General features: G+C 67.7%; 18 protein-coding genes and 3 pseudogenes. 8 read left to right on the top strand and 13 right to left on the bottom strand.

The genetic code is table 11. The features are described from left to right. Positions 1–79 precede the first annotated feature (79 nt). Together KBX63_RS04375 and KBX63_RS04370 are read left to right on the top strand one after the other, a co-directional pair. Entirely contained in the window at positions 80–235 is a 156-nt protein-coding gene (locus KBX63_RS04375; protein WP_210908411.1) for a hypothetical protein, read from the top strand. A 30-nt stretch (positions 236–265) separates the two neighbouring features. Beyond that, positions 266–493 (top strand): hypothetical protein, encoded by a 228-nt coding sequence (locus KBX63_RS04370; RefSeq protein ID WP_210908410.1) that lies wholly within the window; start codon positions 266–268, stop codon positions 491–493. A gap of 402 nt (positions 494–895) precedes the next feature. Here KBX63_RS04370 and KBX63_RS04365 read toward each other — a convergent pair whose 3' ends face one another. Further along, entirely contained in the window at positions 896–2,791 is a 1,896-nt protein-coding gene (locus KBX63_RS04365; protein ID WP_210908408.1) for a M14 family metallopeptidase, read from the bottom strand. 485 nt (positions 2,792–3,276) lie between these two features. On the opposite strand from KBX63_RS04365, the pseudogene KBX63_RS36330 reads away from it, so the two are divergent. Continuing rightward, a pseudogene (locus KBX63_RS36330) lies at positions 3,277–3,797 on the top strand (hypothetical protein). Between the two features lie 290 nt (positions 3,798–4,087). Next, positions 4,088–6,616 carry a LamG-like jellyroll fold domain-containing protein gene (locus KBX63_RS04355; protein WP_210908407.1) on the top strand — a complete coding sequence of 843 codons (2,529 nt, stop codon included), beginning with the start codon at positions 4,088–4,090 and terminating at the stop codon, positions 6,614–6,616. A 706-nt stretch (positions 6,617–7,322) separates the two neighbouring features. Here the strand turns inward: KBX63_RS04355 and KBX63_RS04350 are convergent. From KBX63_RS04350 to KBX63_RS36630, 4 genes are all read right to left on the bottom strand, one after another. Further along, positions 7,323–7,739, bottom strand: coding sequence for a YeeE/YedE thiosulfate transporter family protein (locus KBX63_RS04350; protein ID WP_210908405.1), 417 nt, complete (start codon positions 7,737–7,739; stop codon positions 7,323–7,325). Then, a complete protein-coding gene (locus KBX63_RS04345) occupies positions 7,739–8,395 on the bottom strand; it encodes a YeeE/YedE family protein (RefSeq protein WP_210908404.1) in 657 nt (218 codons plus the stop codon). The genes KBX63_RS04350 and KBX63_RS04345 overlap by 1 nt, the downstream gene beginning before the upstream one ends. Positions 8,396–10,270: 1,875 nt before the next feature. Further along, positions 10,271–10,831 carry a hypothetical protein gene (locus tag KBX63_RS04340; RefSeq protein WP_210908403.1) on the bottom strand — a complete coding sequence of 187 codons (561 nt, stop codon included), beginning with the start codon at positions 10,829–10,831 and terminating at the stop codon, positions 10,271–10,273. Between the two features lie 694 nt (positions 10,832–11,525). Continuing rightward, positions 11,526–11,873: a DUF6745 domain-containing protein gene (locus KBX63_RS36630; protein ID WP_374102184.1), complete on the bottom strand. Its 348-nt coding sequence runs from the start codon at positions 11,871–11,873 to the stop codon at positions 11,526–11,528. Between the two features lie 32 nt (positions 11,874–11,905). Between KBX63_RS36630 and KBX63_RS34980 the strand changes: the two genes are divergently transcribed. Continuing rightward, complete coding sequence (locus KBX63_RS34980) at positions 11,906–12,358, top strand: transposase (protein WP_307871607.1); 453 nt, start codon at positions 11,906–11,908, stop codon at positions 12,356–12,358. Between the two features lie 786 nt (positions 12,359–13,144). On the opposite strand, the gene KBX63_RS04330 is transcribed toward KBX63_RS34980, so the two are convergent. Further along, the gene (locus KBX63_RS04330) at positions 13,145–14,392 is read right to left on the bottom strand and encodes an epoxide hydrolase family protein (protein ID WP_210908402.1); all 1,248 of its coding nucleotides are present in this window, start codon (positions 14,390–14,392) and stop codon (positions 13,145–13,147) included. Between the two features lie 800 nt (positions 14,393–15,192). On the opposite strand from KBX63_RS04330, the gene KBX63_RS04325 reads away from it, so the two are divergent. Beyond that, complete coding sequence (locus KBX63_RS04325) at positions 15,193–15,699, top strand: hypothetical protein (RefSeq protein WP_210908401.1); 507 nt, start codon at positions 15,193–15,195, stop codon at positions 15,697–15,699. Positions 15,700–16,036: 337 nt separating this feature from the next. On the opposite strand, the pseudogene KBX63_RS04320 reads toward KBX63_RS04325, so the two are convergent. Beyond that, positions 16,037–16,238 (bottom strand): annotated as a pseudogene (locus KBX63_RS04320) (sensor histidine kinase); the annotation flags it as partial. Positions 16,239–16,633: 395 nt separating this feature from the next. On the opposite strand from KBX63_RS04320, the gene KBX63_RS04315 reads away from it, so the two are divergent. Further along, the gene (locus tag KBX63_RS04315) at positions 16,634–16,993 is read left to right on the top strand and encodes a hypothetical protein (RefSeq protein ID WP_210908400.1); all 360 of its coding nucleotides are present in this window, start codon (positions 16,634–16,636) and stop codon (positions 16,991–16,993) included. Between the two features lie 435 nt (positions 16,994–17,428). Here KBX63_RS04315 and KBX63_RS04310 read toward each other — a convergent pair whose 3' ends face one another. The 6 genes and pseudogenes from KBX63_RS04310 to KBX63_RS36625 all read right to left on the bottom strand — a co-directional run. Beyond that, positions 17,429–18,481, bottom strand: coding sequence for a hypothetical protein (locus KBX63_RS04310; protein ID WP_210908399.1), 1,053 nt, complete (start codon positions 18,479–18,481; stop codon positions 17,429–17,431). Further along, positions 18,478–18,810, bottom strand: a complete 333-nt coding sequence (locus tag KBX63_RS04305; protein WP_210908395.1) for a PadR family transcriptional regulator — start codon at positions 18,808–18,810, stop codon at positions 18,478–18,480. The genes KBX63_RS04310 and KBX63_RS04305 overlap by 4 nt, the downstream gene beginning before the upstream one ends. Before the next feature lie 590 nt (positions 18,811–19,400). Next, positions 19,401–20,015, bottom strand: coding sequence for a hypothetical protein (locus tag KBX63_RS04300; protein WP_210908394.1), 615 nt, complete (start codon positions 20,013–20,015; stop codon positions 19,401–19,403). Positions 20,016–20,198: 183 nt separating this feature from the next. Continuing rightward, entirely contained in the window at positions 20,199–21,077 is an 879-nt protein-coding gene (locus KBX63_RS04295) for an RNA polymerase sigma-70 factor (RefSeq protein WP_210908393.1), read from the bottom strand. Next, positions 21,074–21,664, bottom strand: a complete 591-nt coding sequence (locus tag KBX63_RS04290) for a carboxymuconolactone decarboxylase family protein (protein ID WP_210908392.1) — start codon at positions 21,662–21,664, stop codon at positions 21,074–21,076. Before KBX63_RS04290 ends, KBX63_RS04295 begins: the two co-directional genes overlap by 4 nt. Before the next feature lie 60 nt (positions 21,665–21,724). Then, positions 21,725–21,903: pseudogene (locus KBX63_RS36625) on the bottom strand (IS1380 family transposase); the annotation flags it as partial. A 140-nt stretch (positions 21,904–22,043) separates the two neighbouring features. Here KBX63_RS36625 and KBX63_RS04285 point away from each other — a divergent pair. Then, on the top strand, positions 22,044–22,406 hold the full coding sequence (locus tag KBX63_RS04285) for a hypothetical protein (protein WP_210908388.1): 363 nt from the start codon (positions 22,044–22,046) through the stop codon (positions 22,404–22,406). Position 22,407 lies beyond the last annotated feature (1 nt).

The raw sequence follows: 22,407 nt of genomic DNA, 5'->3' as shown, positions 1-22,407 counted from the left end.
TGCTTGATGCCGTCGGCGTCGTCGAGGACGCCGACCCTGGTGACGCCGCCTGCCCGTGCGGCGGCGAGTGGTTCACCCGATGCGCGGGCTACGAACCGACAAGACAGCACAGGTCATCATCGCCGGACACGCGTTCATGCAGAACCTGCGCCGCGGACACTACGAACTCGCCGTCGACGCCCCGCCGGCAACGCGGGTGCCTGCGGCGTTCGCCGCCCTCGCCCTGGCGATCTGACCGCCGGACCGACACGGGTTCAACGTGTCCGTGGATCCCACAACGCAACGGCACCCGGCCACCTGGCCGAAGACCAAGCTGCTGAAGAGCGGCTTCCTCCTCGGCGAGGACGTCATCGGCGGCAAGGCGGCCGTGGTGACCGCGAAGGTGGGCGACGGCCAGGTGGTGATGATCGGCTTCAAGCCGCAGCACCGGGCCCAGTGGCACGGCACCTACCGGCTGCTGTTCAACGCGATGTACCTGGGGGGTCAGCGCTGACCTGACGTGGGTCGTGGTGGCCGAGCGCGCTCCTGCGCTCGGCCACCACACGCGCGTAGGACGATCGTCCCGCGTCCACGATCAGTCCCTGCCGAGCAGCCCAGTGCACCGAAGTCGTCCACCACGCGGCCGCGCTCCTCATCGACTCGCAGAAGACCGACCGGGTCCTCTCGTCGCCGCCTTCGGAGAGCACGTCGGCGACGTCCTCACCTGCTACCACCACCGCAGCCACAGCCAACCTGAGCCGTAGTCCGCCGCTTCGGGTCTGTCGCTCGTCGTCCTCGTCGGGCACGCCAGCCATCCGACCAGGTCACCGTATTCCTCGCCGGACACCGGCCGCCGATGTGGGACGACATGGCGAGGTCCCCGCCCCATACGGCGGGACGGGGACCTCTCGAGCGATCAGTTCAGCCGCGCCGACGCGGAGTCCAGGCCTCCCCGGACGCTGACAGCCTTCACCGTGATGGTGTCGGTGGCGGCCTTGACGACCCGCAGGCGGACCTTCTGCCGGTCACCCCCGTCGAGATAGAACTGGGGTGCGGTTCCGACGGCGCGCGCGCCCTCCACCTTCACGGTGTCCGGAGCGACGATCTTGATTTCCTTCGCCTGCTCGAGAGCGGTCGGGATGCGGCCGGTGTTCCGGACCGAAGCCGTGATCTCGTGCGTCGCTCCGTCACCCTGAGCGCCCTTGAGCTTCTTGACCTTCACGTCGCTGAGGTCGATCTGCGGCAGGGACTCGGTCAGATACAGGTTGAACCGGGCCTGGTTGGTGGCCCACCCGCCAATCAGATCGGCCGAAGGGTTCTGCGACCAGAACTTCGGGTTGATGCCGCCGATCTCGACCGCCCCCAGCTTCGGGTGCTCCACCTTCGTCCACGGCAGGAAGCAGTTCGTCCGCCCGTTCTCGGCGCACCACCGCGACCGCTCCCAGTCGGCGTACCTGCCGTCCTTGTCGTAGTCGGTGAAGTCACCACCGTTCCAGATCTCGTCGCCGTACCAAATGGCGCCGTACTGGAAGTAGCCGAAGTCAGGGCCATGCCCGAACAGCGGCGTCGGCTGGCCGCCGTTGCGGGTGGCGTAGTCGATGTAGACGCTCCCGGCATGCCGATAGCCGGTGAACGAGACCCCCGCCTTGTCGAAGTGCTCGTAGAGCTTGCGGTCGGTCGAGTACATGCACTCGACGGGGTCGCAGGTCAAGGGCCCCCGCAGATGCATGGGCACCCGGGTGTCCATGCTGTTGACGACGCCGATGTTGGTGTGCGACATCAGCCAGGTGTAGACGTGCCGGGTCTCCGGCTCGGACAACGGGTACTCGCCGGCGCCGCCCTGGGTCAGGTTCCGGTCGGTGGCGTCGTCCTCCGGCATGACGTGCCAGTTGTACGGGTAGTTGCGGTGCAGGTCCAAGCCGCCGACACCGTCCTCGTCGTAGCGGCCGTCGCCGTCGTTGTCCGTACCCTCGGAGAACATCAGGTAGTCGCCCTTGCCCGCGCCGATGTTGAGCATGGCGTTCCTGGCCGGGTCCCGCTCGTCGACGACGTGCGTCCCCTTGCCGGCGCCGACGTACTGGCGCATCTGGCTCAGGTACCCGTCACCGTTGAGGTCCTCACCCGGATCCTCGTCGCGCTTGCCGTCCCCGTCGTTGTCGTACGGCCGCACCGTCGACCGGTTGGTCTGGGCGGTGTACAGGTACATGTCGTGCCCGTCCGGGTTGTTGACCGGACGGATGTACACGGTCTTCTCGTCGAGCAGCTTGTCGACCTTCTGGTCGCGGCCGGCCTGCGTGATGAGGTGGTGCGCCAGCCACAGGGAGCTCTCGGCCGACGAGACCTCGCCGGAGTGCCGGTTTCCCTCGAAGTAGGCCGCCGGCTTGTCGGAGTCCGCGCCGGTGGACTTGTCCGTGATGGTCACCTGGTAGATCGGCTGGCCGCTGAAACTCTCCCCGACGATGTGCAGGTCGACGATGTCGGGACGTTCGTGTGCCCACTTCCGCAACCACCATTGGACCTCGATGCCGGTGTGGTAGTGGTCGAAGTCCATCTGGCCGGGGTTCTTCGGCTGCACCTGGTCGTACTTGACGACCTTGAACGTGCTTTCGCCGTCTCGTTGGCCGGCGATGGTGATGGTGGGGGACGTGGGGGTCACGCTGCCGGGGAACGGCCCCGGATCCTGCGGCGGCTGCAGGCCGACGGTGTAGGTGGGGGTCGAGGAGAGGGCCGCGCTGTCGAGGAGGTCCGCGCGGTCCGACCCCCAGAGGGGCGTGGCGCCGAGGACGAGGGCCCCCGCTGCCAGGGCCGCCACCATGAAGAGCGGGCGCGGGCGTCGGCGGAGGTGCTTGCTCCCCAGCGACCGCTGAACGGCGGCGGAGTGAGAGGAGGCTGGTGACTGACCGGATGAGGGCTGTCGAACGTCGGAACCCAAGGCAAATCTCCCGTGTCACGTGGTGCTTGCCCGCGCGTAGGCAGGGGCAGCTACGTTCTGTGAGGGTTGCAACCCACTGGGTACTCGAGTTGGGATCACCGTAATCGGTCGGCACATAGATGTAAATGCCTGCATGCCGTTGGCTCCTTACCTCCGGCGGGCATCGGAGCAGCGTGACGGCGGCTGTCCCGTCCACGGTGAGGGCACCGTCCGGGGCGGGTTGGCACCCGTCCGGTTGAAGGTGGCACCTCGGTACGGCTTCGCCCGTTGACGTCCGGGCAACACAGCGACGGTAAATCCAGGCTAACGCGGTGGCCCGCCCCAAATGGGATGCGCACGGACTGGCGCACCTGTTGGATCTCGGCATGAAGCATGATCTTGTTCGTCCTCGGAAGGCACGCCCAGGGACCACATCGCAGTCCTCTCGCGGTCCTTCGCCGCAGCAGGTGCCTATCCCGAAGTCCACGAGCAGGCCATGCGACGGCTTGCTGACGTGACCGGCCTCGTTCCGGTCGAATACCCAACCACCCGCAAGGTAGGTGCGACCGCGGCGGCGCGCGCAGCGGACATCAACTCCTCCTGCGCGCGATGTCAGCTTCATCGTCCGCTCACTCGGTGAATGCGGCATCCTCAGCGCCGTCGACGCGATCCTGCTCGCCGTCCGCTGGTCTCCGACCACACCCGCCGGCCCGTTGCCGCGGATCGGGCCCGGCTACGCAAGCGGCAGCGCGATACGGTCGTCGACGTCGGGGCCCGCTACAACCCGGAGGCAGTCGTCTGCGTCGGCATCCCCTTCGGCCACACCCGACCGCAATGGATCCTTCCCCACGGCGGAGCCATCACCGTTGATGGCGTGGAACATCGAATTTTCGCCGACTATCGATAGGACCGTCCAATGAGCCCGGCGGCCGAGTGTCCCGCAAGGCCCGTCAGCGCCAGGGTTGCCCGCTGTTCGAGCGTGTTCGGTGGTGGCCGAATCAGCTCAGTCTTGTCGATATCTATTGACATCGCTGCCGGAACAACGTTGGGATGTGTTCAGCCGTGACCTGCGCGTGGTGGGATCTGGCAGCGGGCACGTCCCGCCCCTGGAACATCGACCAGTGACCAGACCGCCCACCCTCGGAGCGCACCACTGGCAGCCGCCGCCCCCGTCCGCACTCCCGAAGGGCCGACCGCATGACCCGACGCGCCTCCAGCCGACGCTGGCCATTCCTCGCCTTCGCCACCGCGGCCGTCCTGGTCGCGACCACAGCGCCGACCGCCGCGACCGCCGCGCCCCAACCCGACGCCGAGACCGGTTGGACGAAGGGAACACCGCCGCTCTCCACGCCGTGGACGGATGACGTCTCACCCAGCAACGCGCTGCCCGAATATCCGCGGCCGCAGCTGACCCGGTCCCGCTGGCAGAACCTCAACGGCGTGTGGGAGTTCGCCGGTGCGGCCGCCGGCGAGGCTCCGCCGGTCGGCGAGCAGCTGGCCGAGCGCGTGTTGGTGCCCTACCCCATCGAGTCGGCCCTCTCCGGCATCCAACGGCACGAGGACCGGATGTGGTACCGCCGGACCTTCACCGTGCCCGAGCAGTGGCAGGTCGGCCGGGGCCAACGCCTGGTGCTGCACTTCGGCGCGGTCGACTACGACTCGAAGGTGTGGGTCAACGGCCACCAGGTGGCGACGCACCGGGGCGGCTACGACGGCTTCGACGCCGATGTCACCGACGCACTGCGGCCCGGCGGGCAGCAGGAGCTGATCGTCTGGGCCGAGGACCTGACCGACGCGACGTTCCAGCCGATCGGCAAGCAGCGCCGGATCGGCGACCGGGGCATCTTCTACCAGGGCAGTTCCGGCATCTGGCAGACGGTCTGGATGGAGCCCGTCTCGGCCACGGGCGCCATCGACTCGCTGAACCTGACGCCCGACCTGCGCGACAAGTCCCTGCGGTTGCGCGCGAACCCCACATCCGGGGCCGAGGGCCTCACCGTCGAGGCCGTGGCGTACGACGGACGCAAGGCCGTCGCGCGCGTCTCCGGTCCGGCCGGGGCCGACCTGACGATACCCATCGCCAAGCCCAAGCTGTGGTCACCCGACTCGCCCTTCCTCTATGACCTCCGGGTACGCCTGTTCGACGGCCGCAAGCGGGTCGACGAGGTCGGCTCCTACTTCGGGATGCGCGAGATCGGCAAGGCGAAGGGCGCCGACGGCAAGCTTCGCATGACGTTGAACGGCGAGATCCTGTTCCACATGTCCACCCTCGACCAGGGCTTCTGGCCCGACGGGCTGAACACCGCACCGACGGACGAGGCGTTGCGCTTCGACCTGGAGCAGCACAAGGTGCTCGGCTTCAACACCGTCCGCAAGCACATCAAGGTCGAGCCCAGCCGCTGGTACTACTGGGCGGACCGGCTGGGGCTCATGGTGTGGCAGGACATGCCCGCGACGAAGCCCGGCCGTCCGACGGTCGAGTGGCAGCGGCAGTGGGAATCCGAGCTCGGCGAGATGATCCGGGAACACGCCGCCCATCCGTCGATCGTGGTGTGGGTGCCGTTCAACGAGGGCTGGGGTGAGTGGGACCGGGGCGCCACCGGCCGCATCGCCGACTCGGTGAAGCAGCATGACCCGACCCGGCTCGTCAACGCGCACAGCGGCGTGAACTGCTGCAACTCCCTCGGTGACTCCGGACGCGGGGACATCATCGACCACCACCAGTACCTCGGTCCGGCGTCGCCACTGCCCACCGCCGACCGGGTGGCCGTCGACGGAGAGCACGGCGGAATGGGCCTCGAGGTCGACGGTCACATGTGGTTCGGCGAGGGCGGCGCGTACTGGATGGCGCCGGACTCCGAAACGCTGACCCGACGGTACGTGGAGAACCAGCGCGACCTGCTGCGCATAGCGAACACCTGCGGGGTTTCGGCCGGCGTCTACACCCAGATCACCGACGTCGAGCACGAGGTCAACGGCTTCTTCACCTACGACCGCCGCGTCGAGAAGATGGACTTCGACCAGGTGCGCGCGGTGAACGAGGCGGTCATCCGCTCGGCCGACGGTACCGGCGTGCACGTTCCTCCGCCGCCGCCCGGCACGCCCGGCCTCACCGGAGTCGGCTACTGGCCACTGGACGAGAATGCCGGCGACACGGCCAACGACGAGGCGGGCAACAATGACGGCCGGCTGGTCGCCGGGCCCACCTGGACGGCCGGCAAGACGGGTTCGGGCCTGCTGTTCAACGGCAGCAACCAGTACGTCGACACCGGCAGGACCATCCTCGACACCACCGCCAGCTACTCGGCCTCGGCGTGGGTGCGGCTCGACAGCGCGGGTGGCGCCTTCCAGACGGTGGTGAGCCAGGACGGCGCCTCGAACAGCGCCTTCTACCTGCAGTACTCGGGCGCTGACCGACGGTTTGCGATGAGCTTCGCCGGGGTGCGGGCCCTCGCGCCGACCACCCCGGTCGTCGGGCAGTGGTACCACCTCGTCGGTGTCCGGGACGCGGCGACGGGCCAGCTGCGCCTCTACGTCGACGGGCAACTCGCCGGGCAGGCGAGCGCCTGCCTCGGCGATGGTTCCACCGGGCCCCTGGTCATCGGCCGCGGCAAGTTCGGCGGCAACCCCGTCGACTACTTCGACGGCACGATCGACCAGGTGCACGTCTACGACCGCGCGCTGAGCGCCGCCGAGGTGACGGCTCTCTACGAGTCCGGAAAGTAGCACCGCGGGTTTCCCGGGAGGGGGCGACGACGCCCCCTCCCGGCCCGTGCCGGCGAACGGGCGGAAAGGACCATCCCGACGAGGACGCCGCCGCCGACGGCGATCTGCGGATCGGGTACGCCTCGAACCGATCACCCCGGGTAGGCGCCCACTCTGAGCACCGCTGTTCCCTGTGGTCCTGCCTTCGGTTCATGCCGGCTGTGACCATTGGAGTCGGTCGCGCATCACAGCGTTCGCGGACTTTCTGCTGACGCGGCATCGTCTGGTCCGTAGCTCACGGCGGCGCAGTCTCGTGCGGGCGTCCAGCAGGTGCCTGGCCCGTGTGGACGTGATCGGCAACGCGTCGCCCCCGTTGGCCGGGCTGTTCGGCGGACGGGGGCCAACTCGCCCTGCCCCGCAGCCATCCGCTGCTGGGCAATCGCCTTGAGCAACTCCGCGTCGGTGTGGCGATCCGATGTGTTCGATGTCCCGCGATCCCCGGCGCTGGGAATGCAGAATCTGCACCGCCCGCGCCCCGGAAGGCGTCTTCACCGTCCGCAGAAACGCCACGATCGGCACGATGGAAGCAGCCCGTTAGTGCGTGCCTCCGGGCACAACACCCCAGGTCACAGCCCGGCAGACCCTTAAATCAGCAGACTGTGAGCCAAGTCGGGTAAATCGGAGTTCGCCATCGCGGAGACGTGTCGTTCGAGTCGCTCGCGTTCGGCTACCGCCCGCAGGATCCGCTGTCGAGGTGGAAGTACCTCGTGTTGGCCCAGCGGCAGAGCCGGATGCCGACGACTATGCCGGCGATCGTGACCAAGGCGGGGAGGTACCCACTGGCGACTTGCACGATGGGGATCGCCGGGCAGCCACCCGAGATGGCCCAGCCCCCGCCAAACAAGATCGCGCCGGGGATTACGCCGGCGTGGATGCGACCTGGGGTGCGGCGGACGCGCAATACAGCGAATACCACGACGATGATTGCTACGGCGCCGGCGAAGGCCAGGAGCATGCGAAGATCCTGGAAGGTGAACATACGGTTTAGTTCGGCGTAGTCACCGAACCCGATGTTCGCGACGGTGTAGCCGAGAGCCAGCCCAGCGATGACGTTAGCGACGAGTATCCCGCCCCGGGTGCGCATCAGATCACCTTCCACAGCAGAAACGACACGAGGACGCCGGTGCCGAAGAAGATGGCAGTCGCGACGATGCTGACCGGCTGTAGCCGCCCACAGCCATTTAGTCCGTGACCGCTGCTGCACCCTCCGGCGAGACGGGTGCCGAAGCCGACGAGTACACCGCCGATGAAGAGCGCGCCGATCATTGCGATCGGTTTGTCGGTCACGATCTGGCCGAAGGCGTCACCCATGTCGAGGCGGAGCTGGAATCGTCCGGCGGTAACCGCCGCTACCCACCCGCCGACGAAAACCGACAGGAGCAGGGCGACCTGGCTGATCAAGGGCGCCGGGAGCAGGCTCGCCAGTAAGAGGCTCGGCGCGGCAGGTGGTCGCCCGTCCTGTCGCGGTGCCCACGCGTCGCCGTGCGGGGCGGGATGCGCAGCAGGTGCAGCCGAACCGGCTCCGAACTGGTCGGCGGCGGCCGCGGCGAGAGCCGCGGTGAGGACACGTTCGTCAGCGAACCGGGCGTTCACCCGTTCGACACGGCGTTCGGCGCGCCAGTGCAGCACGCGGTCCCACGCACCGGACACGCCGAAGGATCGATCGGTCGTGACGGCGTAGTTGATGGTGGTGAGGGCGAGCCCGGCAGCCCCCGCCCACCAGGGCCAGTATTCAGTCATGCGGGACCTGCAATCCACTCTGCGAGTCGGGTCCACCACCGGGCCCATGGCGGCGTCGGTGGGGTCGATGGGGTTCTGGAGGGGTAGGGAACCTGTGCGGGTGGCGGGTGTTGAAGCCTTGAGCGGGCGCCGGTACCGGGTTGAGCTCCCGGGCCGGCACCGGCTCGAACCGCTGCGAGGACCCCGGATCGAGCCGTGACGGGGGTGTCCGGCGTGCCGTGTCCGACCCCACACCGGTGGGTAGGCGCCCGAGATATAGCGCGTCGGCTCCATTCGGCAGGAGCGTGATCGGTACGAGCTGGCCCGTCCGGGCCAGGTTGTACCGAGCGCACGTCCGCCAGCCCTGGGCATTGTCGCAGTAGTGGTTACGCCAGTCGCGCAAGCTTGCGTTGAGCAGGGGGAAGAGGGGGCAGTCCTGAGCGTGTGAGCAGCCCATGTCACTCCGATCTGGCCAGCGTCACCCGGCGAATGGGTGGGATGGCATGAGTTGGAGGGGCAGGTCTCGGTCAGCAAGCATACCTACCATATGGACGACTGGCGATCGAGGAGCGATCATGCCGGTCGCCGCTTTGATCAACGGCCCGGTCACGCCCTACTACGGCCCGGTCGCGGTCGTACGGCCGTTGCCCGTGGCCGATGACGCGTCCGCGTCGGCCGTATGGTTCGTCCGACTGGCGCGGGGCCAGCCCCGCGCCCCGGTCGGCGCCGCGCCGAACGTTGGCGCTGCGCGGCCGGCAGATCCCATGTCGGCGCGTTCTACGCCTCCGGCCACCGCGGGCTGTTGCGTTGTGGATCGGCGGACGTGTTGAAGCCGTGTGGGTGAGACCAGTCCGGAAGCGCAGTCCCACTGCAGTCAGGCAGGCGAACGCGTCGGCGGCCAGACGCCTGTTTCGCCGGCGTCACCCGTCCGCCGTCGACATTGACGTCGCCTGCCGCGACACGTACGGATCGGGGCGCCTATGCACAAGCGTCGAATCCTGACGATCCATACGCCTGGCGGTGCTACCGCTGACCATCCGTGCCTCCGCCACTAATGCCCGATCTCCGTCCGGCGCCCTACGACGGCATCCAGGCATTTGGCGGCGTTGCTGATGCCGGCCGCCGATTGATCTTCGTGTTCTTGCCAGGAAACGGAAGATCATCTGCGGTGGTCGTCCTCACGTCGAGCACGAGGGCGGCACCCACAGGGACTGCCAGAAACTACCAGCGGCCGAGGTTAACGAGAAGCTGTACGTGCTGTTCGTAATGGAGTTCGCAAGCCGCCTGGTGCAGATCCCGGTGCCACGGCGCATCGGACTGCGGCCTGGACCACCCGGCAAGCCCGCAACCTGGTGATGGATTTCGGCTTAGGTCACGTCGTTCCGGTTCCTGATCCGCGGTTTGGACGCGAAGTTCCCGCGAGCTTCGACGAGGTGTTCGCCGCTGACGGCGTCGACTGGTGAAGATCCCTCCCCGAGCCCCTCGGACGAACTGCTACGCAGAACGGTTCATCCGCGGCGTCCGGCACGGGTGCACCGACAGACTCCTGATGTAGAACGAACGTCACTCCGGTGCCATGCTCGACGGATACGCCGCCCGCTTCAACGGGCATCGTCCACACCAGAGCCTCGCCCAGCACTCACCGAACCCACGACCCGGCCGTCGTCATTCCGATCAACGCGCCGATACGACGCCGCCGGGTCCTCAGCGGCGTCATCAACGAGTACCAGCGGGCGGCATGATCGGATCAACGAAACCCGAGTTCACGGACTCTGTACCGAGTTTGGCACGGTACAGGGCCTCATCCACGTGAGCACGTCTTTCAGCACCCGTATACCGCCGACGGCGACCGCGAGATGCGGCACCCTGACCGGGTAAGGGGACGGCCTCGGCCTATCACTCGAGCAGTGGTACCCATGCGGCGGCGACGGTTCCGTCGCGTCGCGCCTCGGTGAGCCGTTGAGCCGGAGGCGGCTCGGGGTGCACTGCCTGCTGCAGAGAACCAACTCCGTAGACGACGGCGACGGCGCCCAGCGCCCTCGCGGCGGTCGTCCAAGTGGACGGTATCTCGGCGACGCCGTAGGCGAAAACATGACCGGTCGGGTCATGCAACGCGAGACCCGTAGCGCCGAGGCCCACACCCCAGGTGGTCACCCTCGCCGGACGTGTCGCTGATGGCCAGCGCGGCAGGCCCAACAAGATCGCCGCCTCCACCTGCGCCTCGCACCGCGAGCCAGTGAGGGTTTCCGTCCACGCGGCGCTGGCTGGCTCGAACCAGGCGACGGCGACCACCACCGGTCCGTCGGCGTGAGAAGGATCCCCTGGCTTCGGGATGGGAAAAGGAGCAGCCCACGGCTTCTCCTGGCTCGTCACCCACACGTGCAGCCGTTCACCGCCGCGGCATTTCGCATCATCGGCGACGGCAAGCACCCATGCATCGCTGACCTTGTCTCGCACGCCTGAGCGATCCGGGTGATTTACCGGTGGAGTCGGCTCCGCAGCACCTCCGCTTTCCGCAGTCGGTAATCTATCCGATACCTCTCGCGATGTTCCTGACGTCCACGGGCGGCGTGCATTCACTGGTTGATTGGACCTGGGTACTGCCGCAGGTACGGGCCTGAACGCGTCGACTCCATTCGGCAGGAGCGTGATTGGCACGAGCTGGCCTGTCCTGTACAGCTGGTACCGAGCACATGTCAGCCAGCCCTGCGCATTGTCGCAGTAGTGGTTACGCCAGTCGCGCAAGCTTGCGTTGAGCAGGGGGAAGAGGGGGCAGTCCTGAGCGTGTGAGCAGCCCATGTCACTCCGATCTGGCCAGCGTCACCCGGCGAATGGGTGGGATGGCATGAGTTGGAGGGGCAGGTCTCGGTCAGCAAGCATACACACCATATGGACGACTGGCGATCGAGGAGCGATCATGCCGAACGCGATCAAGAGCCTGGTCACGCCCTACTACGGCCTGGTCGGCGACAAGTCCGGCGGTGATCGCCCTGGGCTCGTCGTGGGGCTCCCGGAACACTCCGAGCTGGTATCTCTTCGACAGTCCGGCCATGCCCGAGTATTGACGCTGCACTCCCGCCGACTCCACTCCCTCCTTCAGCCAGCCGGCCTCACAGGTCAGGAGTCAACCGAACCTCGGTGAACGCGGCAATCATTTGATCGGTGTCGTGCACCTTGGCGATGTGTCCGCTGGCGTCGATCCGACGCGTGCGTCGACGAGGATCCCTTCACGCTCCCATACCGGGTGACCGTCGAGCCACCGGATGGCCGGTCCGTTGTCGGCGTGCAGGCGACCCTGGTCATCGAGTTTGAGCACAGCGGGACGTTCGCTCATCAGGGCGGTGTCCGGGAAGGGCCACCATGGCCCGGAGGCGAGCGCGACATCGCGGCATCCCTGCGAGGCGGGATCGGGGGCGGCGCCGAGGGCATCGCGGTAGGTGTTGATCGCGGTTAGTACTCCAACGTCACTTGGCTTCGACGTTGGGGGTGGCGCGGGCATGAGGACGGCCACCGCGTGATCATCGATGGTTTGTGAGGACAACCGAAGATCGTGCGGTGGCCGCGTGCCACAGCGTAGACCCGGCCGGGTGGCGGGTCATCCTGGATGAGGCGGTGACGCGTGTCGCTGCCCGGTTCGTGCGGGCGGAACCGCGTGCGACGGCCGGGCAGTTCGTGGAAGGACTGCTGTCGGGTCTGGAACGTAAGACCTGCTGGTCGTTGGCGGAGCGGGCTGGTCATGCCGATCCGCAGGCGATGCAGCGGCTGCTGCGTACGGCGGTGTGGGACGCCGATGCTGTCCGCGATGACGTGCGTGCCTGGCTGGTGGAGCAGGGCTCCTTGACGACGTCCGTTGCGCCGTCAAGATCTTCCTGCGGGGTGTTCATGTCAACTCCCGTGACGGATGCCCGGCGGCTCATGACCTTGGATAAGCCCCCACCGGCCGGGGACCCAAGCGCCGGCTCCGGTCATCCGTGGACCGGCTGATACGACAATTGTGGCTGCCGGACACCGCCGATGAGGGCCGTTGGCGCAACGCGCTCCCACCTCGGCAAACGCCCGTAGCTGCTGGTCTTTGCTTCGGGGGCTTCCGTCCGGCGGCCGCCTCACGACCCTGACCGCGTACAAGCATCGATCCCCTGAAGTTGATCGTTTGACTTCCCCCGGCCGCTACCTTCCCGTTCGCCCTCGACTTCCGAACGGGGTGCAGACCCGTGCGGATCCGGCCCGGCAGGGCAGAAATTCCGACGGCCAACGGCACGGTGGGTAGACGGGCGCGGTCGCTTCGCGTGCAGTGCCCACGAGATGCGGAGCCAAGCAGCGGCGCGGCGGGGATTCGCCTCAGGGCCGAGCCAGCCGCCAGGGCGGGGTCAACCATCGACAGGGGCAGCCTCTCTCGACTCCCCGCGACTATCAGACCAGCGTCAGCGGCGTTGTGCGCCCGTGGGCGCACAAAACGCCCCTCCAGTCGATCGCCGCCGATGACGAGAAAGACGTTTTCCCTGGTCAAACCTTGTTAGCCCGGTGCGCCAGAACAGACTCGGACCCGTAACCTTCTGATCCGCAGATTCCAAAGTCCACGCCACAGCCGTTCGGCAACGTCTGCGTCGCCCTGGTCGCCGCGCGCTCGGCGACTGGATCGGCCCAGGCTCGTCCGCCTCCGGTCGCCCCGGTGGCTCCCACGCGTGGCTCCCAAGACCGCCCTGATCCCGGACACTGCGCAAGGCCCGTATGGCCGTGGCTCACTGATTCGTCCTCGTCGGCTAGCTACAGCTAGCGCAGCGATCGGAATGTCTCGCGGACGTCCTCGGAGAGTAGTTGCGGCTGCTCCCAGGCCGCGAAGTGCCCGCCCCTGTCGTGCTGCTTGTAGTGGATGAGGTTGGGGTACGCCTGCTCCGCCCAGCTGCGCGGGACCCGGTAGATCTCGTCGGGGAAGATGCTCACGCCGACCGGGAGCGTCACGCCCTTGGTGGAGAAGAATGGGAGCTTGCTCTCCCAGTACAGCCGTGCCGAGGAGACCCCGCTGTTGGTCAGCCAGTAGTGCGTGATGTTGTCCAGGATGTCGTCGCGCGTGAGGTCGCTCGGCTTCTGCAGACGTCCCTCGAGGACCTGCTGGACCAGGCCGGGCTGACCGCTCCCGTCGCCGTGGTCGAGTATGAACGCGGCGAGATCGATGGGTGAGTCGGCCAGTCCGTAGAGCGTCTGCGGGCGAGTTCCCATGATCAGTCCGTACGCCACGTGCGTCCCAAAGAACCCGAGCAGCTGCTCGTAGGTGCCCCGCTCCTCGTCGGAGAGGCCGTCCGGCGCCGGGCTGCCGGCAAAGGCCGCGAGGAAGAGGTCCGGCGGAACCGCGCCGGGCATGTTGGTGTGGATGCCGATCAGCTCCGGTGGCGCCGGCTCGGCGGCCGCCGGGTCGGCGCGACCGCCGGCCATCGCGTCGACGACGATCGCGCCCCAGTCGCCGCCCTGCGCGGCGAACCGTGTGTACCCGAGACGCTTCATCAGCTCGACGTAGGCCTTCCCGATGTGCACGGGATCCCAGCCGGTCGTGTTCGGCTGGCCGGAGAACCCGTATCCGGGCATCGACGGGATCACGACGTGGAAGGCATCCGACGCGCTTGCGCCGTGCGCCGTCGGATTCGTCAGCGGTTCGATGATCTTCAGCTGCTCGATGACCGACCCGGGCCAGCCGTGGCAGACGACCAGCGGGAGCGCGTCCTCGTGCTTCGAGCGAACGTGGATGAAGTGGATGTCCAGGCCGTCGATCTCGGTGACGAAGTTGGGAAGAGCCTTCAGCGTTGCCTCGCACTTGCGCCAGTCGTAGTCGGTCGCCCAGTAGCGGGCGAGGTCCTGCATGAGCGCGAGCGGCACACCCTGCGACTCATCCTCAACAGTCTCCTTCTCGGGCCAGCGCGTGGCCCTGATACGCGCGCGCAGATCCTCAAGGTCCACCTCGGGGACCTCGATGTTGAATGGCCGCACTTCTGCGGCGCCCGTTCGCGCTTTCGTCGTGACGGCCACGCAGGCCTCCCTTCCGCGTTGAACGCCTCTGAGGTCGAGCGGGTGGTCGCTGCTCGCCTACCGCAGACGAATGGCATGCCCCGGCTCCTGCCTGCCGAGGAGCATCTTCGGCGAAGGGCTGCCCGAACTTGTGCAGGCCAGCAAGGGCACGCGGCCCCATCTGTCCAGAGCGTAGGACGTCTTACCCTTTGTCGCAGGGCATACGAGCATCCCACATGGCCGTCCGCGGCCAGCACAGGTGGTTGACGTCCAAGCTGCCAGCGGCTTGAGCCATCGCGACGGCGTCCAAGGCGTCGCTCTTGCCTCGGCGGCGGCGGGTGGAGGCCGGGACATCAGGTGCCTCAGCGACGGTCAAGCCGGCTGCGACCAGCTGTTCGGTGAAGGTGGCGCCATAGGATCCGACGCCGTCGATGACGATGCCGGTGGGCGGGCACTTGTCTGGCGTCTGACACCATGGCCCCGCGCGGCAATATCCGGTCGGGCCGCTGGCCGCAATTGCGTTTCGCAGTGATCGCTGGGAGCATGCGGCGCATGACGGGGGAACTGGTGACCAGCGCTTCGCGAGGTGGCGCAGCTGGGGGTCATGGCGGGCGTTGCGTATCGCTCTGATCAGCGCCTGGTGCCTGTGGGCGGTGATGGCGTGGTGGTCGGCGCCGCGTCGAGCAGAGGTTGACAGAGCCCGTGCGGACATCGCCGCCAACAAGGTAGCGGTGTACCAATGGGCGGACTCGTGGGAACGGCCCGCCGTATCCTCCTGGGGCTCGGTGCCCACACTTCGCTCGTGGGGCCGTGAGGGCCCCTTGTTCGTCTGGCGCACGGATGACGGGCACACGTACTACGTGGTGGCGGATGCCGGTCCGGCCGAACAGCTCTTCGTTGCCGACAGTTCCGAGCCGCTTGGCTCGCAGACGGAGTCGATCCGTGCAGCGGTATGGGCGTCGCTGCTCGATACTGGCCGGCGACTCCACGGCGACGTACGCCCAGATTCTCGATACTTGCCGGTGATCATTGGCCTGGTCTGCCTGACCATCGTCGTCGCCGGGCCAGCGCCGGTCATCGGTACGCGGTGGTACTGGTTCTGGCTCACCGCAGGGGTTCCGTTCGGACTGGGAGTGCTGGCCTGGCTGGCCATCGAACGCCCATGGTCACGGCGCATTGGCTCGCCGTCAGAGCCGGGTGTGGACAAGCGCTACCGCGGCCTGACTGGACTTCTCATTGCCATCGGAGCGTCTGTCGTCGTCTACCTCCTGGGTGTTCTTCTTCGCGGGGCCTTCGACACCTGGGCGATCCCTAAACTTCCCGCCTGAACAGGTGGTCGGGCGCGCCGCCGGCGGCAGTCCTCATCTAGTCCTCAAGAGGCCAGACCACGACCACCGACGCCGAGAGTTGCCGACAGAAATTTCCGCACGTCAGGCCAGTCAAAGCCAGGTAGGCACGGGTCGCCAACTTGATCTCATAATCCCTCGGTCGCGGGTTCGGGTCCCGCCCGCCCCACTCCATAACGTGATCTCGCTTTTGGCCTGCGCTTTCGCGGTTCGGGTGACCGGAGGGTGCTTTCAGTAAGTGGCGGTGCGCGAACCGCAGGGACCGGTGTCAGTTCACTGCGCGTGGATTGCGAGCCACGCAGGGGTTCCGCTCAGTGGAGGCCTCCCGACACGCCGCCGCACTCAGTCCCGCCCGCAGCGGCTCGGCGGCGAGCCCGTTGGTGTGCAGCACATCGCGCGTGGCCCGCTGGGTGGCCGTCGCGATGCCCTGCCGGGCGCGCAGCCGCAGCACCGCCCCGAGCGCCGCGCCCAGCGCGCTGACCAGCGAGACGGCGCAGACGACGGCGGAGGTTCCCGCCCACGCAGCGGTTCTGGCTGGCGGGAGCGGTTTCGCCAACCCCGACGCGGTGGAGTGGGAACGGGGTGCGCGTTCAGGCCGCCGGTGCCAGGCGCCGACCGACGGACGTGTTTCTCGCGGCGTTGAGGGAACACCTGGCGGTCAAGGACGGACATGCCGCGCCGTCATGGGTCGAGACGGTCGCTGCGGCGGTTCTGGTTTCCCTTCAACACCCGTGCCGCCCGGGTCGACGCGGTGGTTCACGCCCCGGCGGCGTTCCGGCGTCGTTGGGTGTATGTGTCAGCGCATGAGTTGAACGTCGGGTGAGCGCTGATGATCCGCTGTTGGACGGCAGCGTCCCCGGAGCATTTCCTAGCCATGATCTCGACGCGTACCGGGTCGAGTCGGGCCAGGACCACCGTGCCACGTACCTCGCGGCCCGCGAGACCATCGCGGCTCGACGGTACGCACGAGCGCGCGGAAAAGCTGCTCAGCCACGTGAACACGTCGCTGCTCGCCGAGTCTTCGCTGCGCAGCGAACGGTTGGACGGGCGACTCAAACGGGCCGCCGCCGCGCTGACCGTGGTCGCGTCCGCGGCGCTCCTGCTGGACATCGCGGCCTTCCTGTTGCCGGACGTGAGCGGGCAGGCGAGGGTGGTGATCGTCTCCGGGGTGACCCTGCTGGCTGCCGGCCTGCTGGGCGCGACGATCTCTTGGTCTCGAGAAGCAACGCTGAGCGGAGACAGGGTGCGCAACGCTAGGCGTTACAGCGATTCTTGATCGGATCGGCGCTGGTCAGCCGGGTCCAGCCAGGTCAAAGTGACGTCCCCGCTCATCGGCTTGACCTAACCAGGTGCAGCGGTATCGGGGTACTGGCAATCATCGCCGGCCGGTTCGCGTGGTGGTACCTCCGGTCCACCATGCACATCCCCTGGTCAGGCATGCTCCCCGCGACCCGTGCGAACCGCGCCGAGGTCCGGGCCGACGCCGCCAGTCAGCACACGCCAGTGACCGAACTACAAGCGGCCCTGGGCAGCTAGCGACGGCGGTGAGGAGGCTCCTTCTGCACGTGATCAATTCGCCAAGTCATCCTCGGCGAGGTAGCCAACACCGTCGCAGGTGAGGCAGGGCCGGAATTGTTTCCCATTCCCTTACCCATGCCCGTGGCCTTCACCATTTCTCGGGGCCTGTGGCGCCGAGGAATGGGCGATTTTCCTATTCGGTCGGTGTGGTGGGTCTCTGGGTGGCGGGGATCGGTGGAAGCCGGCGCAGTGCTCGGATGGCTAGCACGGCGAGCGGTACGCCCACCGCCAGGACGGCGATTGCCTGCACGGAAGCGATCGTGGCGAGGGTTGTGTGCTGTGCCTGGTCGCTGTAGTCGGGCAGGGTTGCGGTTCGCTGGGCGAGCGTGGTTACGGCGAGCAGGGTGAGCGCCAGTGACCAGGGCAGATTGCGAGGACGACGGGATACTCGAACGGTCAGGTGTATCACCATGGCAGCAGTAACCGCCGCGCAGGACAGGCCCGGCCAGTCCAGCAGCCTCAGCGCCGGTGTGGTCGCCTGGATGGTGAACAGCGGCACGGGGACGAGGAGGACGCCGACCGGCAGCGCGAGGAGCCACGGGCGGCGCGGCACCGGTGGGGCGCCGTGGTGAAAGGCCGCCATGGCGAGTAGCAAGACGACGTCGATGAGCAGCATCGCCCAGGACGACACGGACAGCGGTACATCACCGGCTTGTTGCACGGCGGTGGTGATGGCGGGAGGCACGACGGCGAGCAGGGCGACTGCCTGGGCCACGCGTCGGTGTCCGAGGACGAGTGCGATGTAGGCCGGTAACCAGGCGTAGCCGGCCAGGTTCCACGCGGTGTGCCAGATGCTCGACGGTGGAGTGATCGTCCATTCGGATGCGGGAGCTGGCAACCAGGCGATCTTCCCGGAGAGCCAGAGTGTGACGGCGATACTGGTGGTGATCATGACGGCGTGGGTCAGCATCGCCATCAGGGTCGCCAGTCGCACGGCCTGCCCCCAGGCGTACGAGCGGGGTGGCGCGTCAGCCCCGCCGAGGCGCAACCGCACGGCGAGGGACACGATGCTGGCGACCTCGGACAGGCTCGGCCGGCCGTAGTCCGTGACATACGCGGTGGTCTCGGAGTCGCCGGTGTCCATGCTGTCCAGGAAGGCGGCGACCATGTCGTCTTCCCATTCCTGCCGGTAGGCGGCGGGCAGCAGCCGAAGAACGAACCGGTAGCGCTCCTCCAGCCGGCTCACGACGGCGTCCCCGTGATCGGGTTCCGCCGCTCGCGCAACCGGGTCGAGGCGAGGCGTGCGTTGGCGGCCAGCCGTTGAGCCTCTGCGTCGAGCGCATGGCGACCGCGCTCGGTCAACCGGTAGTACCGGCGTAACCGTCCTTGCCATGCCTCCTCGCGGTCCAGTTCGACCTGGCCATCACCGACGAGTCGGTCCAAGACCCCGTACAAGGAGCCGATCTTCAGCTGCACGCGGCCCCGCGACAGTTCCGCCACCTCCGCGACGATCCCGTAGCCGTGGCGCGGAGCGTCGAGCAGCGCGGTGAGGATGAAGAAGGCTGGTTCCGTCATCGCCCGAGAACTCATCCACCTAATATAGTGGAAGACAAGATATGCTGTGAACCCGCCGAGCTGGCGCCGGCGGGTTCACCGGGCCCCGGCACGCGCGGAGCCCACGACAAGAAGGAGTGATCATGGGCGACGGTGACGCGGCGGACGCCGGAGACCTGGGCGGGCCGGATGTCGCTCCTGCGATACCGGCGGTGGAGAGCAGCGTCGTCGGCGCCCCGCCCACAAACGGGGCGGCCATCGTCCTGGGTCCCGGACACAGCGGTCAGGTCCTCCTGCCCCGGACCCCGCAACGGATTCGGCCGCTGCCCCCAATCGCAAGCAGTGACCTTGGCGGCGGAGCTGGAGAGGATTCACGGGCAGCGCCGACGAGCATCCGTAACGGGGCCGGAAGCTAGCGAACGACCGCGTCGGCACGTCCGGACGTCGCAGACCAATGCCGACGTCACCTTCGGTGACGAGCGCTTCGCGGCTACTTGTTTTATTGACCTGCGACCGTGGCCCGGCCAGGCTTCGGCCGAGGCGCCCTGGCTGTCGCTCTCATTGCGGCTGCCAGAAGAGGATGCCCAAGATAGAGGTCTGGCCGCCAGTTGCTAACTGTCGAACCACACAAGCAGCCGTACGTTGTCGCCGCCATGCCGCTCGGCGAGATCACGCATGGTGTTCAGCAGTGCCCGCAACTGCGGGTCGGCACGCAACACGTCACCGTGGGAGAGGCGCTCTACCCGCCACAGCCGATCGCCGGCACGCCATTCAGTTCCCTCCGGGTAGGCGCTGCCCTTGGGATCGGCACGCTCGCCGGCCACTGCGCGCCAGGCATGCCCATGATGGCTGGCCTTGCCGATGAGACGCGGCCCGTCGCTTGTCAGCTTGTACTCGTGAATCCGGTCGTCAACGCGGGGCGCTTGTGCGTTCCAATCGATGTGGGCCAGCTCCGTCCATGACACCCAAGTGTGACCGTGTTCGCTGTCGGCGAGCTGGAGGCCAAGCAGCTCCGGGCTGGCGTCTTCCGGTAGGCCGCGGCCGGCCCCAACGGGTTCGAACCCGGCGAGGTTTCGTACACCAAACAGCAGCCCGAAGGCATCGTAGTGGCGAGGTAGGGCGTCCAGGTTGAGATCGGCCAGTAGCCACGGCGAACCACGACCGTGCAGGCGGATTTCTACTCCACCAGCGATATCAGTGCCCATGTTCAGCTCGCCTTCAATCACGATGGCCCGAACGATGCCCGGGAGCGGAGACCTCCCACCGTTCGGCTCGGGCTGCGACGAGATTACGTGAGCCCTGGCGAACGCACTCAACTCGGCTACGACCGGACGGCGCCTGGCTCAAGCGATCGTGACGCTCCGCAGCGCACGGGTCCGCGGCAGATGCGAGCATGCGTAAGCCTGGACTCACCGTCGAAGCTCGGCCACCTCGCCCAGCCGCTCGAGCTTGTGCGGGTTGCGGATCGCGTAGATCTGGGTGATCCGGCCGTCCTCGATGACGAACGACACGGCCGTGTCGTTCTCGCCGCCGGGGTCGATGCGCGCCGCGATGCCGCCGTTGAGGTCGACGATGAAAGCCCTGGCGCCGGGCGCAACCTCGGCGAAGCGGGCCATCACCGGGGCGAGCTTCGCGGCCCCGCGGACCGGCTTCGGGATTGTCGGGGCCAGGCCGCCGCCGTCGCCCACGACGAGCACGTCGGGAGCCAGCACCTCGAGCAGGCCGGGCACGTCGCCGGTGGTCAGCGCGGCGAGGAACCGCTCGACCACCCGCTCCTGCTCGGTGCGACTCACCGACATCCGCGGCCGGCGCGCCGCCACGTGCTTGCGGGCCCGCGTCGCGATCTGGCGCACCGCCGCCGGCGACTTGTCCAGCGCCTCGGCGATCTCGTCATACGGCACGTCGAAGACCTCGCGGAGCACGAAGACCGCACGCTCCGTCGGCAGCAGCGTCTCGAGTACCGCCAGCATGGCGATCGACACGCTCTCCGCAAGCTCGACGTCCTCGGCGACGTCCGGGCTGGTCAGCACAGGCTCGGGCAGCCACTCGCCCACGTACTCCTCGCGCTGCCGCGCGAGCGTGCGCAACCGGTTGAGGCAGAGCCGGGTCACGATCCGCACGAGGTACGCCCGAGGGGCCCGGACCTCGCAGCGCTCGGCCCCGATCACGGCTGCCCACCGCAGCCAGGTCTCCTGCACCACATCCTCGGCGTCGGCGACCGAGCCGAGCATCTCGTAGGCGACGGTGAACAGCAGGCTGCGGTGGGCGACGAAGGGGTCCTCGCTCATGACGCGGACGCTACTCCCGGTCGCTCGGCCAGCGGCTTCAAGCCGCACGTGGCGGCGAAGCCGTCGGACTCGATGCCGAGCGCCACGTTGCCACGCGTGCTCATGTTCGCGAATGCGATCACCGAGGTGAGCTCGACCACGGCGGAAGGTCCCAGCTCGGCGTGCAGCCGGTCCACCAGCTCGTCGGTCACGGTCGGCGGTGTCTGGCTCATCGCCTCGGCGTACTCCAGGACGTCCCGCTCCAGCGGAGTGAAGACGTCCGCCTCCCGCCACCGCGGGATCTCGCGCGCCTTCTCCACGTCGAGCCCCTTGTTGCGGATCTCGAAGTAGTTGAAGTCCAGGCACCACGTGCAGCCGACTAGCGACGCGACCGCCATGTGGGCGAACGACTTCAGGCCCTCGTCGCAGGCGTCCCACTTCTGAAGCTTGCCGCCGAGGCCGAAGCTGGCGAACAGCACCTTGGGGTTGTGCCAGTAGACGCCCACCGCCGTCGGCACCTTACCCAGTTTCTTCTCGATCATCCGCTTGATCAGCGCTCCCTTGACGCCGGTGATCTCTGCCGGGGGGATGCGGGTCGTGTGCGCCATGTCTCCTCCTGTGTCGGTGGCTGTGCCGACGGGGTGGTAGGTCGTCATGCCATGGAGACACCGGCCGGGCCGCGGATGTGACATCGAGCGGGAGAAACGACTGGTCTGTTCGTCGTAGACGGCGCCGGTGTACTCCATCGTGGTCCAGGCGTCCTCGGGATCGAGGAGATCGCGGTCTTGACCTTGGCGTCCAAGCGCACGGTGACCGAGACGTCCGCGCCCGACTTGAGCGCCGCGGCCGGAGCGCAGCGGAATGACCTTCCGTACGGGCGAGCGGAACGCGGCAGATCCCGGTGCCGGCACGGTCCATTGACTGGTCACCGATGCGAGGATCGGCGGTGTGATTGAACTGCCTGGGGGATCTTGGTGGGACTGGGACGTGCTGCACTTCGACGGCTCCCAGCTTCGGTTGGCCGCGGGACACGACCTGACCTACCACCACGGTCTCGAGGTGATCTTCACCGACGTCGCATACATGGCGTGCCCGGCGCGGTTCTGGGATCCTCGGTTCCGCGATCCCACCCTCGACGAGCGCGCACTGGTGCGTCGGCACGTCGGTGAAGAATCACCAGTGGTCATTGCCTTCGACGTCGAGGTACCGGCCGGGGGCGATCTTCCTTCCTGTCTCGTCGCAGCAGGGTCGGTCGAGGTGGTACACGGCCTGGTCTATCGCTACTGGCGCGACAACCTCGCTGCTGGAGAGCGACTGGCTCCGCACGTGCGACCGCCGGAGCCATCGTGAG

Origin of the sequence: Micromonospora sp. U21, assembly GCF_018070045.1 — a bacterium.
GTDB lineage: Bacteria > Actinomycetota > Actinomycetes > Mycobacteriales > Micromonosporaceae > Micromonospora.
Note: the sequence above shows the minus strand (reverse complement) of the source record. Positions and strands in the feature narration are given on the sequence as shown.

What these genes read in the sequence shown, in the direction of transcription:
- KBX63_RS04350 (WP_210908405.1), bottom strand. Translation starts at nt 7,739, where the DNA reads ATGCGCACCCGGGGCGGGATACTCGTCGCTAACGTCATCGCTGGGCTG.
- KBX63_RS04295 (WP_210908393.1), bottom strand. Translation starts at nt 21,077, where the DNA reads ATGAGCGAGGACCCCTTCGTCGCCCACCGCAGCCTGCTGTTCACCGTC.
- KBX63_RS04305 (WP_210908395.1), bottom strand. Translation starts at nt 18,810, where the DNA reads ATGACGGAACCAGCCTTCTTCATCCTCACCGCGCTGCTCGACGCTCCG.
- KBX63_RS04375 (WP_210908411.1), top strand. Translation starts at nt 80, where the DNA reads ATGCGCGGGCTACGAACCGACAAGACAGCACAGGTCATCATCGCCGGA.
- KBX63_RS04355 (WP_210908407.1), top strand. Translation starts at nt 4,088, where the DNA reads ATGACCCGACGCGCCTCCAGCCGACGCTGGCCATTCCTCGCCTTCGCC.
- KBX63_RS04290 (WP_210908392.1), bottom strand. Translation starts at nt 21,664, where the DNA reads ATGGCGCACACGACCCGCATCCCCCCGGCAGAGATCACCGGCGTCAAG.
- KBX63_RS36630 (WP_374102184.1), bottom strand. Translation starts at nt 11,873, where the DNA reads ATGCCCGCGCCACCCCCAACGTCGAAGCCAAGTGACGTTGGAGTACTA.
- KBX63_RS04345 (WP_210908404.1), bottom strand. Translation starts at nt 8,395, where the DNA reads ATGACTGAATACTGGCCCTGGTGGGCGGGGGCTGCCGGGCTCGCCCTC.